Origin of the sequence: Nocardiopsis baichengensis YIM 90130 (assembly GCF_000341205.1) — a bacterium.
Taxonomy (GTDB): domain Bacteria; phylum Actinomycetota; class Actinomycetes; order Streptosporangiales; family Streptosporangiaceae; genus Nocardiopsis_A; species Nocardiopsis_A halophila.
In genome coordinates this window covers 119,483-133,801 of record NZ_ANAS01000007.1, presented here as the reverse complement: position 1 = coordinate 133,801, position 14,319 = coordinate 119,483, and the positions used below count along the sequence as shown (strand labels likewise).

10 protein-coding genes are annotated in these 14,319 nt (G+C 75.6%); 5 read left to right on the top strand and 5 right to left on the bottom strand.

All coding sequences use genetic code 11. The features are described 5' to 3' along the window. The first annotated feature begins 33 nt into the window (after nucleotides 1-33). The gene (gene cydD / locus C892_RS0108280; protein WP_017556811.1) at nucleotides 34-1,812 is read left to right on the top strand and encodes a thiol reductant ABC exporter subunit CydD; all 1,779 of its coding nucleotides are present in this window, start codon (nucleotides 34-36) and stop codon (nucleotides 1,810-1,812) included. After that, complete coding sequence (gene cydC / locus C892_RS0108275) at nucleotides 1,809-3,653, top strand: thiol reductant ABC exporter subunit CydC (RefSeq protein WP_017556810.1); 1,845 nt, start codon at nucleotides 1,809-1,811, stop codon at nucleotides 3,651-3,653. The genes cydD and cydC overlap by 4 nt, the downstream gene beginning before the upstream one ends. A gap of 38 nt (nucleotides 3,654-3,691) precedes the next feature. On the opposite strand, the gene C892_RS0108270 is transcribed toward cydC, so the two are convergent. Both C892_RS0108270 and C892_RS0108265 read right to left on the bottom strand, forming a co-directional pair. Next, complete coding sequence (locus tag C892_RS0108270) at nucleotides 3,692-4,309, bottom strand: DUF1707 SHOCT-like domain-containing protein (protein WP_017540038.1); 618 nt, start codon at nucleotides 4,307-4,309, stop codon at nucleotides 3,692-3,694. A 626-nt stretch (nucleotides 4,310-4,935) separates the two neighbouring features. Beyond that, nucleotides 4,936-5,313, bottom strand: a complete 378-nt coding sequence (locus C892_RS0108265) for a DUF3817 domain-containing protein (RefSeq protein ID WP_017556809.1) — start codon at nucleotides 5,311-5,313, stop codon at nucleotides 4,936-4,938. Between the two features lie 557 nt (nucleotides 5,314-5,870). On the opposite strand from C892_RS0108265, the gene C892_RS0108260 reads away from it, so the two are divergent. Then, on the top strand, nucleotides 5,871-7,691 hold the full coding sequence (locus C892_RS0108260) for a UvrD-helicase domain-containing protein (protein WP_017556808.1): 1,821 nt from the start codon (nucleotides 5,871-5,873) through the stop codon (nucleotides 7,689-7,691). Nucleotides 7,692-7,826: 135 nt separating this feature from the next. Here C892_RS0108260 and C892_RS0108255 read toward each other — a convergent pair whose 3' ends face one another. Further along, a complete protein-coding gene (locus tag C892_RS0108255; RefSeq protein ID WP_017556807.1) occupies nucleotides 7,827-9,209 on the bottom strand; it encodes a DUF6114 domain-containing protein in 1,383 nt (460 codons plus the stop codon). Between the two features lie 3 nt (nucleotides 9,210-9,212). Beyond that, the gene (locus C892_RS0108250) at nucleotides 9,213-9,878 is read right to left on the bottom strand and encodes a DUF6230 family protein (RefSeq protein ID WP_017556806.1); all 666 of its coding nucleotides are present in this window, start codon (nucleotides 9,876-9,878) and stop codon (nucleotides 9,213-9,215) included. A 224-nt stretch (nucleotides 9,879-10,102) separates the two neighbouring features. On the opposite strand from C892_RS0108250, the gene C892_RS0108245 reads away from it, so the two are divergent. Both C892_RS0108245 and C892_RS0108240 read left to right on the top strand, forming a co-directional pair. Then, nucleotides 10,103-11,926 (top strand): GMC oxidoreductase, encoded by a 1,824-nt coding sequence (locus C892_RS0108245; RefSeq protein ID WP_017556805.1) that lies wholly within the window; start codon nucleotides 10,103-10,105, stop codon nucleotides 11,924-11,926. Nucleotides 11,927-12,041: 115 nt separating this feature from the next. Beyond that, nucleotides 12,042-13,079 carry an alpha/beta fold hydrolase gene (locus C892_RS0108240; RefSeq protein ID WP_017556804.1) on the top strand — a complete coding sequence of 346 codons (1,038 nt, stop codon included), beginning with the start codon at nucleotides 12,042-12,044 and terminating at the stop codon, nucleotides 13,077-13,079. A gap of 421 nt (nucleotides 13,080-13,500) precedes the next feature. Here the strand turns inward: C892_RS0108240 and C892_RS0108235 are convergent, their stop codons facing one another. Further along, on the bottom strand, nucleotides 13,501-14,262 hold the full coding sequence (locus tag C892_RS0108235) for a MerR family transcriptional regulator (protein WP_017540031.1): 762 nt from the start codon (nucleotides 14,260-14,262) through the stop codon (nucleotides 13,501-13,503). Nucleotides 14,263-14,319: the final 57 nt, after the last annotated feature.

The window sequence follows — 14,319 nt, the reverse complement described above, 5'->3', positions numbered from 1 at the left end:
CACCGGCGCACCACCGAAGGGAACGGACCTGCAATGCGCCCCCTCGACCCGCGTCTGGTCCGGACGGCCTCGGCCGTCCGCGTGCACCTCGCCGTCGCCGTGGCGAGCGGACTGCTCACCACCGCCATGGTGCTCGCCCAGGCCTGGCTGCTGGCCTACACGATCGCCGGCGCCACCCGCGGGCTCGGGCTGGACGCCCTCTCCTGGGCGATCGCCGCCGTGGCCGCGGTCGCGATCGCCCGGGCGGCGCTGTCCTACGGCGCCGAGACCGCCGCCCTGCGCTCCGCCGCGCGCGCGAAGTCCCAGCTTCGCCGCCGCCTGGTCGCCCACGTGACCGGGACCGGGGCCGACCCGGGCGGTGAACCGGGGGACTCGCCTCCCCCGGACGGCGGGACGGTCCGATCGTCAGGGGGGACCGCCACCGCCGGGACGGGCACGGCCGACGCCGGAGAGGTCGCCACGCTCGCCACGCGGGGCCTCGATGCGTTGGACGACTACTTCGCCCGGTATCTCCCGCAGCTGGTGCTGGCCGTGCTCGTCCCCCTGGCCGTGCTCGCCGTGGTGGCGGGCGCGGACTGGATCTCGGCGGTGGTCATCGCCGTCACCCTGCCCCTGATCCCGGTCTTCATGGCGCTGGTGGGCTGGCACACCCAGGCGCGCACGCAGCGCCGCTGGCGCCGGCTCCACCGGCTCGGCGGCCACTTCCTGGACGTGGTCGAGGGCCTGCCCACCCTGGCGGTGTTCCGCCGGACCCGGGCCCAGGCCCGCATCATCCGGCGGATGACCGACGAGCAGCGCGAGAGCACCATGTCCACGCTGCGCATCGCGTTCCTGTCGGCGTTCGTGCTGGAGCTGCTGAGCACCCTGGCGGTGGCGCTGGTCGCGGTGGAGATCGGCATCCGGCTGATGTACGGCATGCTCGACTACCAGACGGCGCTGCTGGTGCTGATCCTGGCCCCCGAGGCCTACCTGCCGCTGCGCGAGGTCGGCTCGCGGTTCCACGCGAGCATGGAGGGCGTCGCCGCCGCCGAGCAGGTCTTCGCCGAGCTCGACAAGCGGGCCGAGGGCGCGCCCCGTCGGCCCGGCCCCGGCCGGGACCGCACCGCCGAGCTGCCCGGGCACGGCGTCGGGCTGCGCCTGGAGGGGGTGGGCCTGACCTACCCGGGGCGGGACGCACCCGCGCTCACCGGGGTCGACCTGGAGGTGCCGGCCGGGCGCCGGATCCTGCTGGCCGGCCCCAGCGGCTCGGGCAAGAGCTCCCTGCTCTCGCTGCTGCTGCGCTTCATCGAACCCACCGAGGGCCGCATCCTGGCGGTGTCCGCCGACGCCCCCGGGGGCGTGCCCCTGGACGAGGCCGACCCCGCCGCCTGGCGGAGGCGCCTGGCCTGGGTGCCGCAGCACCCCTACCTGTTCGACGACACCGTGGCCGGCAACATCCGGCTGGGCGCTCCGGAGGCCGGCGAGGAGGAGGTGCGCCGGGCCGCCGAACTGGCCGAGGCCGACGCCTTCATCCGGGAGCTGCCCGAGGGCTACGCCACCCGGCTCGGCGAGCGCGGGGCCCGGCTGTCGGCCGGGCAGCGCCAGCGGATCGCCCTGGCCCGGGCGTTCCTGCGGGACGCCCCGGTGGTGCTGCTCGACGAGCCCACCGCCCACCTGGACCCCGAGAACGCGGCGGCGGTGCGCACGGCGGTCGCCCGGCTGCTCCAGGGACGCACCGGCGTGGTGGTCGCCCACGACGCCGGGTGGGCCGCACACGTGGACGAGACGGTGCCCGTGCACGCGGGCCGCCTGGAGCAGGAGGCCCTGCGATGACCGCCGAGACCGCCGCCCGCACCGCCCCCGGGGCCGACCCGGACCCGGCCGCCGCCCCGGGGCGCGGCCGCGACCCGCTGGTGCGGATGGTCCTGCTGGCGTGGCCGCGCGGGAGCCGGTTCGCGCTGGGGGTGCTGCTGGGGTCGGTGGCCACCGGCTCGGCGGTGGCGCTGCTGGGCATCGCCGCCTGGCTGCTGGCCAAGGCCGCCGAGCACCCGCCGATCACCGCGCTGAGCGTGGCGATCGTGGCCACCCGCGCCCTGGGCGTCACCCGCGGGGTGGCCCGCTACCTGGAGCGGCTGGTCACCCACGACGCCGCCTTCCGCACCCTGGCCGACGTGCGGGTCAAGGTCTACCAGCGGCTGGCCCATTCAGAGGCCCGCCCGTCGCCCACCCCCACCCTCAATCGGGGCGCTTCGCACCACAGCGTCGGTTCCCTCCGCTCCGGCGACCTGGTCTCCCGCCTGGTCAGCGACACCGAGGCCACCCAGGACCTGCTGCTGCGCGGGCTCACCCCGCCGCTGGTGGCCGTGCTGGCCGGGGGCGTGACCACCGCGGTGTGCACGGCGCTGCTGGCGCCCGGCGGGCTGGTGCTGGCGGCCGGGCTGCTCCTGACCGGCCTGGGCGTGCCGCTGGTCGCCGCCCGGCTGGGCCGGGCACCGGGCGAACGCCAGGCGCGGGCCCGCGGGGAGCTGTCCACCTCCCTGGTCGACACCCTGCACGGCGCCCCCGACCTGGTCGCCTACGGCGCCATGGGCCGGGCGGTGCGCCGGGTGGAGGACGCTGACACCGAGCTGACCCGCCTGGCCCGCCGGGACGCCGGACTACTGGGGTTCGGCGCCGGGGCGAGTGCACTGGTCACCGGAGTGACGGTGTGGGCGTCGCTGCTGCTGGGGGTGGCCGCGGTGGACGACGGGTCGCTGCACCCGATCCCGCTGGCGGTGCTGGTGCTGACCACCCTGGCCGCGTTCGAGATCGTGCAGCCGCTGCCCGCGGTGGCCGCCCGGCTGGGGGCGCTGCGGGCCCAGGGCGCGCGGCTGTTCGACGTGCTGGACACCCCGCCCATGGTCGCGCCCCCGGACCACCCGGCCGAGCTGCCCGAGCCGCCCCCGGCCGACCTGCGGGTGCGGGGGCTGAAGGTGCGGTACGGCCCGGACGAGCCGTGGGCGCTGCGCGGCGTGGACCTGGAGGTCCCGGCCGGGGCCAAAGTCGCGGTTCTGGGGCCCAGCGGCGCGGGCAAGAGCACCCTGGCCGAAGTGCTGCTGCGCTTCCGCGACCCCGACGCGGGCACCGTCGAGCTGGGCGGCGGGGACCTGACCGGGTACGACCGCGACGACGCCCGGCGGGCGATCGGCGGCGTGCCGCAGGATCCGCACGTGTTCGCCTCCACCCTGCGCGAGAACCTGCGCCTGGCGCGCCCCGACGCCGAGGACGGGGAGCTGTGGGAGGCGCTGGCGCGGGCGCGGCTGGACGGCGAGGCGCGGGCGATGCCGCACGGCCTCGACACCGAGGTGGGGGTGCACGGCACCCGGCTCAGCGGCGGGATGCGCAGCCGACTGGCGATGACCCGCGCGGTCCTGGCGTCCCCGAGGATCCTGGTCCTGGACGAGCCGACGGCGCACCTGGACCCCGACACCCGCGACGCGGTGATGGCCGACGTGCTGGACGCGGCGGAGAGCGAGGGGTTCTCGACCCTGCTGATCACCCACGACCTGGCCGGACTGGAGCGCATGGACCGCATCTACGTCCTGAGCGAGGGGCGCGTCCTCCAGGAGGGCACCCCGCGCGAGCTGGCCGAGCAGGAGGGCTGGTACCGCGACGCGCTGCGCCTGGGCCCCTGAGCAGAGGCTCCGCGCCGTACGGCCACCGGCCCGGCGGCTCAGCCGTACATCCCGAACATCTCCTCGAAGCGGTTCTTGTAGCGGATCTTCAGGTTGCCGCCCTTGACCTCACCGGTCACCACGAAGTGCGGGTTCGGGCGCGCCGGGGCCGGCGGGACGCGGCTGTCGACACTTCCCCACCAGGAGGCGTCGACCCGGACGTCGGCGGTGGCGCCGTCCGGGAGCACCAGGCGCGCCTCGCCCCACGAGGAGGTCAGCGCGATCTCGGTGGTGCCGCTGAGCAGCGTCGCCGACCGGAAGTCCAGCACCGTGCTGCCCATCGGGTTGGTCACCTCGATGCGCCGGGGAGCGGTCCACTCGCCGCGGCGGACGATGGTGCCCGCCGAGGACTTGAGCACCAGGGGACGGGACGCCTCGGACGGCTCGGCGCCGCCGCTCGGGGCGAGCGGCTCGGTCCGCTCCTCGTCGGCGGGCAGGTCGGCGGTGAGGGGTTCGAGGTCGCCGTAGGTGCGGGCGGCGAAGGCGGCGTCGAGGCGCTCGTCGAGCTCCTCCAGGGTGATGCGCCCGGCGGCCGCGGCTTCGCGCAGGACCCCGGCGACGCGCTCCCGGTCGGCGTCGGCGCAGCGCATGTTCCCGTTCGGCTTCTGCTGGCTCACGGCTTCCGCTCCCCGTCCGATCCCGGTGTGCTCGGCCTCACGATAGCCGGAGCGGCGCCGCGGGCGGCGGGCCGGGGCGGGGAGCACAAACGGGCGGCGCGACGGGACCGGTCCGTGCGATGATCGGGCACCCGGGCGCCCGTGGGGCGGTCGGGGCCCCTGTCGGGGAAGGACGGGCCCCGGCAGGGGCACCGAGTGCCCCTCCAGCGCTCGTGGACCCGCCCCCGGAGCCGCCACACGGTTCCGGGGGCGCACATCGCCCATGGAGGCGGAGCGGGGTCCGCGGCACTGCTCACGATCAGCGTGCGAGGCGAGCCCGGCGAGAGCCCGCCGCCCCGATCGCTCAGCGGGCGCTCCGGCCGCGCCGACCGGCTCGACCGCTCCGGTCGCCCCACTCCCCTGCGGGACGCGGGGCCGCCCCACGCGAATCTCACCGGGGCGACCGGCAGTCGGACACGGCGCAGGCGGCGACGGAGCCGAAGGCCGCTCAATCGGCACTCAGGCCACCCCGGCCAGCCCGCACCTCTACAGCGCAGGGGCCAGGCAGGCGGGGCCCGCCAGGACCTCCGGCCCCGGGGCACGACGCGAACGACGGCCGCGAACGCCGACCGCCGCGCTCCGGGCCCTCAGTCGGAACCCGGGCCGCTCCGGGTGGCCCGCTTCTCTGCGGGGTCGAGGAGGCCGCGGGCGGAGGCGATGCGCTCGAAGACCACGGTGCCCAGCGGGGGGATGCTCGCCGCGAGGCCGAAGAGGCCGGTCCACAGCCCCCAGCGCAGGCGGTACCAGGCCGCCGCGGCCACGACGACGTAGATGATGAAGGCGACGCCGTGGATCGGGCCGAACACGCGCACCCCGATGTCGTCCCCGACGACGACGTACTTGAAGAACATCCCGATGAGCAGGCCGACCCAGGTGAGGGCCTCGATGGCGGCGATCCAGCGGAAGGCGGCCGGCAGCGGGCCGCCGGTTCGGCTCGGTGCGGGGGCGGTCGGGGCGGTCGGCACGGCGGGGCTCCAGATCGGGTCGGTGGACGGCGGGATCGTGGGGGCGGGTGCGGCTCGTGCGCACCGTCCCCCAGTGTCGCCGAGCCCCGGGAGTGCTCCGATCCGGCCCCGCCCCGAGGGCGCAGGGCGGAGACCGGGCATCGGCGCCGCCCTCGTCCCGACCGGTCCTCCGGAACCGCGGACCCGGCCCGCACCCGTGGGACCGAAACCCGGCGAGCGCGCCACCGCTCCTATGAGGTCCTGGCTGGGCTTCCCTTCCCTACTTCCCCAGTTTCGGTCTGTCGACAAATCGGTTTTCAGTCCCACGGGACCGCCACAGAACCGCAGGTCAGCGACGACGGCGAAGAAATTTCCCGCGACACTCGAAAACACCCTCGAAAACCCCAGTCCGACCTGCACGAACACCCGCCCGGACAGGTGTCCCCAACGGGGTTCGGCGCGTCGTTTGCCCAAATTCCGGCGGGAGCATGTTCATAAGCGAAAGGCGCCGCGCGGGACCCGGCCGGCCCGCCCTGGCACCCACCGCTCCCTCTCAGGCGACCGGAGGCAAGAAGGACGTGCCCAAGCTCGCGATCACCCCGACGTTCCTCTCCGACTTCTCCCGGCTCGATCCCGGCGTCCGCAGCGCCGCGCTGACCGTCGTGCAGGCGTTCATGGGCGGCGACGAGAGCCGTCTGGAGGCCGTCGCCGACGCCGCCGACCCCCGGACGCGCCTGCTGCGCATCGGCCCCGAGTGGGCCGGCGTGCTGGCCCCCGGCTCCGGGGGCGGCCTGTGCCTGGTGGGACTGCGCCGGCAGGACGACGCGCTGGCGATGGCCCGCGACCGCACCGCCCCCGAGGACGGCGCCGAGCTCGCACCGGCGCCGCTGTCCGCCCCGGCCGGTGCGCCCCGCGTCACCGGCCCCGACGAGCTCGCCGCCGACCTGGGCAAGTCGTTCGACGAGTGGCAGGTCACCCTGCACCCCAACCAGCACCGCATCGTCGACGCCCGCTACGCCGGGTCGGCGCAGATCAGCGGCGGTCCGGGCACCGGCAAGACGGTGCTGGCCCTGCACCGCGCCGCCCACCTGGCCTCCCGTGAGACCTCCGAGGCCACCGAGCACCGCCGCACGGTGCTGCTGACCACCTACAACCGGCTGCTTGCCCAGACCCTGTCCGGGCAGCTCGACCGCCTGCTGCCCGACCCGCGGGTGCGCGCCCGGGTGGAGGTCGTCACCATCGACAGCCTGGCCCGCAGCATCGTCCACGAGCACACCGGGCTCATCCCCGACGCGCTCGGCCGCGACGAGCTGGCCGAGCGCTGGCGGGAGGCGGCCGCCGCCGACGGGCTGCCCTACTCGGGCCGCTTCCTGGCCGACGAGTGGGAGCAGGTGGTGCTGGCGCAGAACCTGACCCGCCTGTCGGACTACGTGCGCTGCGAGCGCAGCGGCCGCATGCTGCACCTGGCCCCCGAGCACCGGCCGCAGGTGTGGGACGCCCTGCGGCGCTACACCGCGGCGATGCGGGTGGCCGGCGAGTGGTCCTACCCGCAGATCGCCCTGACCGCCGCCGAGCACCTGGGCCGGGTGGGGCCGCGCTACCGGCACGTCGTGGTGGACGAGGCCCAGGACCTGCACCCGGCCCAGTGGCGGCTGTTGCGCGCCGCCGTCCCCGAGGGCCCCGACGACCTGTTCATCGTCGGCGACCCGCACCAGCGCATCTCCGACAACCGCGTCTCCCTGGCCTCCCTGGGGATCAACGTGCGGGGGCGCGGCCACCGGCTGCGCATGAGCTACCGCGTCACCCAGGAGATCCTCGACTGGGCGGTGCCGATCCTGGGCCGCCGCACCGAGGTCGGGCTGGACGACGACGCCGACACCCTGACCGGGTACCGCTCGCTGCTGCACGGCCCCGAGCCGGTGCTGCGGGGCTGCCGCGACCGGGCCGACGAGCGGGCCGCGCTCGCCGAGTGGGTGCGGGTGTGGCTGGAGGCCGGCGTCGCTCCGGCGTCGGTGGCGGTGGCCGGGCGCAACCAGTGGGTGGTCCGGCACATGACCAAGGAGCTGCAGGCCCGCGGCATCCCCACCGCTCCGCTGGACGCGGTGGACGCCACCCCCGCGGTGCGGGTGGGCACCATGCACAAGCTCAAGGGGCAGGAGTTCCGCTGCGTGGCGGTGGTGGGGGTGAGCGAGCCGCTGCTGCCGCCCAAGGCCGCCCTGGACGCGGCCGAGGGCGACCCGGTCGCCCTGGAGCAGGTGCACCAGCAGGAGCGGAACCTGCTCTTCCTGGCCTGCACCCGCGCGCGGGACGCACTGTACGTGTCCTACGTCGGCGCACCGAGCCGCCTGGTGCCGCACGGCGTCCGCGCCGCCGACGAGGAAGAGGCCGCGGCGGTCTGACAGGGGTCTCCGGGGCCGCCTGCCCGTCCGGAAGGGCCCCGGAAGACGGAACGGCCCGGCCGGGACACCGGCCGGGCCGCCCCGCGTGGGGATAGGGGGCGCGACCGACAGGCGTCGGACGGGCAGGGCCCAGGGTCAGATCTCCTCGCGGTCGGCCATCAGGTCGAGGCCGTCGACCGACAGGTGCGCGGCGTCGGCGACCGGGCGGGAGACGTCGACGTCGGTCACCACCATGTACGGCAGCAGCAGCGGCGGCGGGAAGTCCGGGGTGAAGGTCAGCTTGATGCCGAGGATCCGCACGGTCATGCGCTGGACGTGCAGCACCACCGACGAGCCGTCCCCGCCGGCCAGGTTCATCTCCGGCAGCGACAGCGACGCCCGGTTCGAGCCGTGCATCCACCACAGCTCACCGCCGTCGACGTCGCCCTCGCGCATCACGATGCGCAGGTAGCGCTCGGGGCCGTCGGTGGCCGGGTACTCCACGACCCCGCCGAACCAGGCGCCGCGCATGGTCAGGGTGTCGGCGGTCAGGCCGGACTCGGTGTTGGAGGCGGTGAAGCGCCCATCGCCCTCCTCGACGTGCACCTCGGGGGCGCTGTCCTGCTCCTCGGCGGCCTCGCAGGCCTCGACCGCGTCCAGGAACTCCTGCTCGTCGGCGGCCACGGCGTCCTGGCCGGAGCGCAGCTCGCAGTCGGCGGGGTCGGCCCCGGAACCACCGGAGCCCTCGTCCTCCTCGGCCGCGTCCTCGTCGGCGCCGTCCTCCTCGTCCCCGGGGTCCGCTCCCCCGGGGTCCTCGGAGCCGCCGCCGTCCCCGGCACCGCCGCCGTCCGACCCGTCGGAGCCCTCGGAGCCGTCCTGGCCTCCGTCCTCCGGACCCGTGGACGGCGACGGCGAGGGCGTCTCCCCCGGCTCGGCCGGGGCGCCCTCCTCCTCGTCGTCGCCGAACCAGTCGTCCCAGGGCCAGCCCCAGCCGTCCGCCGGGGCCGCCGCGGGCAGCGCCAGCACCAGTGCGAGGGGAAGGGCCACGGCGGCGTGGGCGGCGGGGCCGCCGTCCTCATCGGACCCGCCGCCCCGGCCGCGGCCCGTGTCGCCGCCCCTGCGGCGGCCGGCCCGGCGGCGGGGCGCCCGCACGGGCGACCAGGAGAAGATCATCGCCCCGCCGGCGATGCCCAGCAGCATGCCGATCACGAACCCGCCGAAGTTGGCGGTGACGAACGAGGCCACCGACAGCAGGCTGGAGACCACGCCGTAGAAGAGCCGCTGCTGCGGCTGCACCCAGGCGAGCACGCCCAGCGCCACCAGCAGGAGCCCGATGAGGTAGACCGAGATCCCGGCGATGCCGGCGTAGATCACCAGGTTCAGCGGCATCACCAGGGTCTGCGCCGCCGGGGCGACCATCATCTCCACTCCGGCGACGATCACCAGCAGCCCGCCCCAGAAGGGGCGGGTGCGGCGCCAGTCGCGGAAGGCGTGGAGGGCGCGGACCGCTCCGCGCCCGTTACCGGTGGTCGGGGGCATGGCCTAGTAGCACTCGTGTTCGCCGGGCTTGAGGGACAGCTTCAGGCCGGAGAGCTTCAGGCTACCGGCGTTGACCGCCCAGGACGTGATCTTCGGGTCCTGCACCGAGATCGTGTCGGACTGCAGGCCGAAGCCGCCCGCGGGTCCGGCGCCGCCCTCGGCCTTGTCCAGCGTGCTGGCGTCCCGCCCGATCTCGATGTTGGAGAAGGTCGCGTTGCCCTGCAGCTGCTCGACGTCCATGACCAGGTTGCTGCCCTCCACCGGGGTCTCCGCGCCGGCGCCGATCAGCAGGGTCGCGGTGCCGATCGGCAGGTCGATCAGGGAGGACATGCACAGGTCCTTGAGTTCGGCCGTGTCGACGGTGCTCAGCCCGACGGGCCGGGCGCTGTCGTCGACCGAGGTGGCGACGTCGCCGTACTGGGTGAAGCCCTCGCCCTCCAGCGAGGCGGCGGACATCTTGAAGCTGTCGCCGGAGACCGCGAAGGAGGCGGCGAGCAGCCCCTGGGTCGTCATCATCCCCAGGATCGCGGCGGCGCCGAGGCCGGGCACGAGCGCCAGGGCGAAGCGGCGCCAGCGGGTGCCGCCGGAGGGGGCGTGCGCCGCGTCGCCGGCGGCGCCGTCGGCGGGGGTGGGCTCCTGGAGGGTGTCGTCGGTCGGGTGATCGGCCATGGGGTGACTCCTGCGTGCCGGGTCCGCAGCTCGGCGGACGGGCGGGGGGTGGGGGATCTTGCGCCGGCCACCGCCTCGCGTGTTACATGGACCACGCCTTACTCGGGGGTAGTGACGAACATTACAATAGTGAATGTCACATTTCCAAGTGCTCGATTCGCCGCACGGACGCAACGAATCCGTCACGACAGCGGTGGGTCCCCCCGACGAAGGAAAGGTGCCCCGTGGCTTCCGAAAGCGCCGACAGCACCGCGACCGCCCCTGCGCCCGCCGCCTCCGAACGCCGCTACGACGTGCTCGTCATCGGATCGGGCTTCGGCGGCGCGGTCAGCGCCCTGCGCCTCACCGAGAAGGGCTACCGCGTGGGGGTCCTGGAGGCCGGCCGCCGCTACACCTCCGAGACCCTGCCCACCGGCTCCTGGGACCTGAAGAACTTCCTCTGGGCGCCCTGGCTGGGAATGTACGGAATCCAGCGCATCCACGTGCTGCGCGACGTGATGATCCTGGCCGGCGCCGGTGTCGGCGGCGGATCGCTCAACTACGCCAACACCCTCTACGAGCCGCTCGACGACTTCTACGACGACCCGCAGTGGCGCGGCATCACCGACTGGCGCAGCGAGCTGGCCCCCTACTACGACCAGGCCAAGCGGATGCTGGGCGTGCGCACCAACCCCACCATGACCCCCTCGGACGTGCACCTGAAGGAGGTCGCCGAGGACATGGGGGTGGGCGGGAGCTTCCACCTGGCCCCCGTGGGCGTCTTCTTCGGCGACGGCCGCGACGCCGACGGCGCCGCCTGCGGCGCCCCCGGCGAGCGGGTGAAGGACCCCTACTTCGGCGGGGCGGGCCCCGAGCGCCGCGCCTGCACCGAGTGCGGCGAGTGCATGACCGGCTGCCGCCACGGCGCCAAGAACATGCTCACCGAGAACTACCTGTACTTCGCCGAGAAGGGCGGCGCCGCCATCCACCCGATGACCACCGTGGAGCGGGTGCGCGAGCTGCCCGGCGGCGGCTACGCCGTGGACACCCTCACCACCGGGGCCGGACGCAGACGCGCCAACGCCCGCACCTTCACCGCCGACCAGGTCGTGGTCGCCGCCGGCACCTGGGGCACGCAGAACCTGCTGCACCGCATGCGCGACTCCGGCCTGCTCCCCCGCCTCTCCTCCCGCCTGGGCACGCTGACCCGCACCAATTCCGAGTCCCTCGGCGGCGCCATGACCGCCGACATGGACCACCCCGAGGACTTCTCCCGGGGCGTGGCCATCACCTCCTCCATGCACCCCGACCCCCGCACCCACGTGGAGCCGGTCCGCTACGGCAAGGGCTCCAACGCCATGGGGATGCTCGCGACCATCCAGGTCCCCGGAGGGGGCCGGGTGCCCCGCTGGCTGCGGTTCCTGGGCCTGGCCGCGCGCCACCCCTACGTCTTCGCCCGCAGCCTGTCGGTGCGCCGCTTCAGCGAGCGCGCCATCATCGGCCTGGTCATGCAGTCCCTGGACAACTCCCTGACCACCTACACCCGGCGCGGCGCCTCCGGACGCACGGTGCTCAGCTCCCGCCAGGGCCACGGCGAGCCCAACCCGACCTGGATCCCGCAGGGGCAGGAGGTGCTCTCCCGGCTCGCCGAGAAGATCGACGGCTTCCCCGGCGGCACCGTCGGCGAGGTGTTCAACATCCCGCTCACCGCGCACTTCCTGGGCGGCTGCCCGATCGGCGACTCCCCCGACAGCGGCGTGGTCGACCCCTACCACCGCCTCTACGGCCACCCCGGCGTGCACGTGGTCGACGGCTCGGCGGTCTCGGCCAACCTCGGCGTGAACCCTTCCCTGACCATCACGGCCCAGGCCGAGCGGGCCATGTCCTTCTGGCCGAACAAGGGCGAGGAGGACCCCCGCCCCGCCCCCGGCCAGGGCTACCGCACCGTGGCCCCGGTGCACCCGCACTCCCCCGCCGTACCGCCGGGCGCCTTCGCCGAGCTGCGCTTCTCCCGCCCGCTTCCGATCACCCCGGTCCCTTCGGGGAAGGCCGCCGCATCCGGGGAATGATCCCCCACGCCCCGCTCCTGCCCACCGGTAGGAGGACGCGAGGAGCGGCACGTCCCCGTCCCCGGCCCTGCCCGTGCCCCGACCGCGGAAGCGGCCCGCACCCCCGAGGACCCGCATGACCCCACTGCGCCACGCGGCCGACCTGACCCGGACCCTGACCACCCCCGACGGGGCCGAGCTGCGGATGCGCATCCGCGGCCCGACCCGGGCCGCGTGCACCGTGGTGCTCACCCACGGCCTGGGCCTGACCTGCGACACCTGGGCCCCGCACGCCACCCGGCTGGCCTCGGGGAGCGGCGGGCGGCTGCGCGTGGTCCGCTGGGACCTGCGCGGCCACGGCGGCTCCGGCCGCGGCACGGCGCGGTGGGACCTGCGGCTGCTCGCCGACGACCTGGCCCGGGTGGTCGGCGCCTGCGCCGCGGACGGCCCGGTGGTGCTCGGCGGGCACTCGCTGGGCGCGATGGCCGCGGTCCGGCTGGCCGCCGACCGGCCCGAGCTGTTCGACGGGACGGACGGCGCGGACGGGGCGACCGGGGTGACCGGGACGGCAGGGACGGCAGGGCCAGAGGGGGCGGAGGGGGCGGACGGAAGGGACGGGACGGTCGCCGGCGTGCTGCTGGCCGCCGGTTCCGCGGCGGGACCGGGCACGGCGGCGCCCCGGTCCCGGCCCCGCGACCGCCTGGCCGGCGCCGCCCAGGCGGCGGGGGTGCGCCTGGCTCGGTCGGCCCCCCGGGCGGCCGACGGGCTGCGCCGCCTGCTCCCGCCCGGGCTGCCCGCCTTCCGGGCCGCCGTGCGCCGGGCGGGGTTCGGCCGCAGGGGCGGCACACCGGAGCTGGCGCCGCAGGTGGCGCTGTGCGCGCAGCAGCTGCAATCGACCCCGGCGGACGTGCTGGCCGCGGGCCGGGAGGCGATCGCCGCGCACGACGTGCGGGGCCGGCTGGCGGCCCTGGAGCGGGTGCCGGTGGTGCTGCTGTCCGGGGAGCGCGACCGGCTGGTCGGGGACCGTCACCGGCGGGCGCTCGCCCGTGAGCTGCCCGGAGCCGAGGAGGACGTCGTTCCCGGGGCCGGCCACATGGTCCCGGCCGAGGAGCCCGAGCGGGTCTGCGCCCACCTGGCGCGCCTGGCCGGAATCGGGCTGGGGCCCGAGGGGTGAGCGCCCCGCCCCGCGTTCCGGGGCGCGGCGGGCGGAGGACCGCGCATACGGCGCAGACGACGCAGGCGGAGAGGAAGTTCCGGCGACTGTCCGGAAACGGCCCCGCACGTGCGGACGGGTCAGGACAATGGAATCCCAGGCCGCCGACATGCCGGAGAAACAGGAGGCGACCGCCTTGAGGGGCGATCAGCGCGCTCTGGGCCGCGCGGGCGGGGCTCCCCGGGCGGACCGCCGCTCCGGCGGCGGTCGGGCCGCGCCACCGCCCCCGGCGCCCCCGGGCGCGCCCCCGCAGGTCCTGCGCGCACCCCCGGGACCGGGTCCCGTACCGGCCCGTCCCTGCGGGGCGCGCACGGGAGGGGAGGACGGGCGGCCGACGGGGCGCACGGCCCTGCGGTCGGCCGGGCCCCGCCCCGCCGCCGGCTCAGGCGGGCTTGGGCTCCTTGCCGCTGGAGATGTGCTCCAGCACGTCGGAGAAGTGCTCCCCGATCACCTCTTGGATGTGGCGGGCCATGGACCGGGCCAGCATGGCGTCCACGGCGGTCTCCGCCAGGGGCCGCAGGCGGCGCACCAGGTCGGCCGCCTGGGCGATGTCCTCGCCCTGCAGGAGGCCCTCGGGCGCGTGCTCGGTCAGGATGTGGTCGGCGATCTCGCGGACCAGCTCCTCGGAGGCCTCGTCGATGTGGCCGCTCAGCCGCTCGGCCACGTCGAGCACGCGCGAGACCGGCATGCCGGCCGCGGCCAGCTCGGCCCCGGCGTGCAGCAGCCGCGGGCTGGGCGCCCGGAACCGCTCCCCGTCCGGCTCCAGGAGGCCCATGGCCAGGGCGCGCTCGATGTTCTCGTCGGTGACGTCCCCCCGGAAGAGCTCGACCAGTTCGTCGAAGGTCAGGTGCGCGGGGATCTCGTCGGACCAGGGGTCCCCGACCGCCGACTCGAAGCCGAGCACGTCGTTCAGGTCCCCGCCCCGCTCCCAGACCGAGACCAGCTCGCTGATGTTGGCGAAGGTGTAGCCCCGCCGGAGCAGCTGCGCGATCAGGCGCAGGCGGGCCAGGTGGGCCTCGGTGTAGATGCCCACCCTGCCCTCTCTGCGGGGCGGGGAGAGCAGGCCCCTGTCCTGGTACACCCGCACGTTCCGCACGGTGGTGTCGGCGAGGCGCGCCAGCTCGTCGATCCGGTATTCGGCCATGCCTCCACCCTAGGGAAATTCGGCCGCCCGCACGACTACTCCCTCTTGCACTGTGAC

Bases quoted from the DNA above. Each gene is read 5' to 3' on its own strand.
- cydD (WP_017556811.1), top strand. From the start codon at position 34: ATGCGCCCCCTCGACCCGCGTCTGGTCCGGACGGCCTCGGCCGTCCGC.
- cydC (WP_017556810.1), top strand. From the start codon at position 1,809: ATGACCGCCGAGACCGCCGCCCGCACCGCCCCCGGGGCCGACCCGGAC.
- C892_RS0108255 (WP_017556807.1), bottom strand. From the start codon at position 9,209: ATGCCCCCGACCACCGGTAACGGGCGCGGAGCGGTCCGCGCCCTCCAC.
- C892_RS0108250 (WP_017556806.1), bottom strand. From the start codon at position 9,878: ATGGCCGATCACCCGACCGACGACACCCTCCAGGAGCCCACCCCCGCC.
- C892_RS0108240 (WP_017556804.1), top strand. From the start codon at position 12,042: ATGACCCCACTGCGCCACGCGGCCGACCTGACCCGGACCCTGACCACC.
- C892_RS0108235 (WP_017540031.1), bottom strand. From the start codon at position 14,262: ATGGCCGAATACCGGATCGACGAGCTGGCGCGCCTCGCCGACACCACC.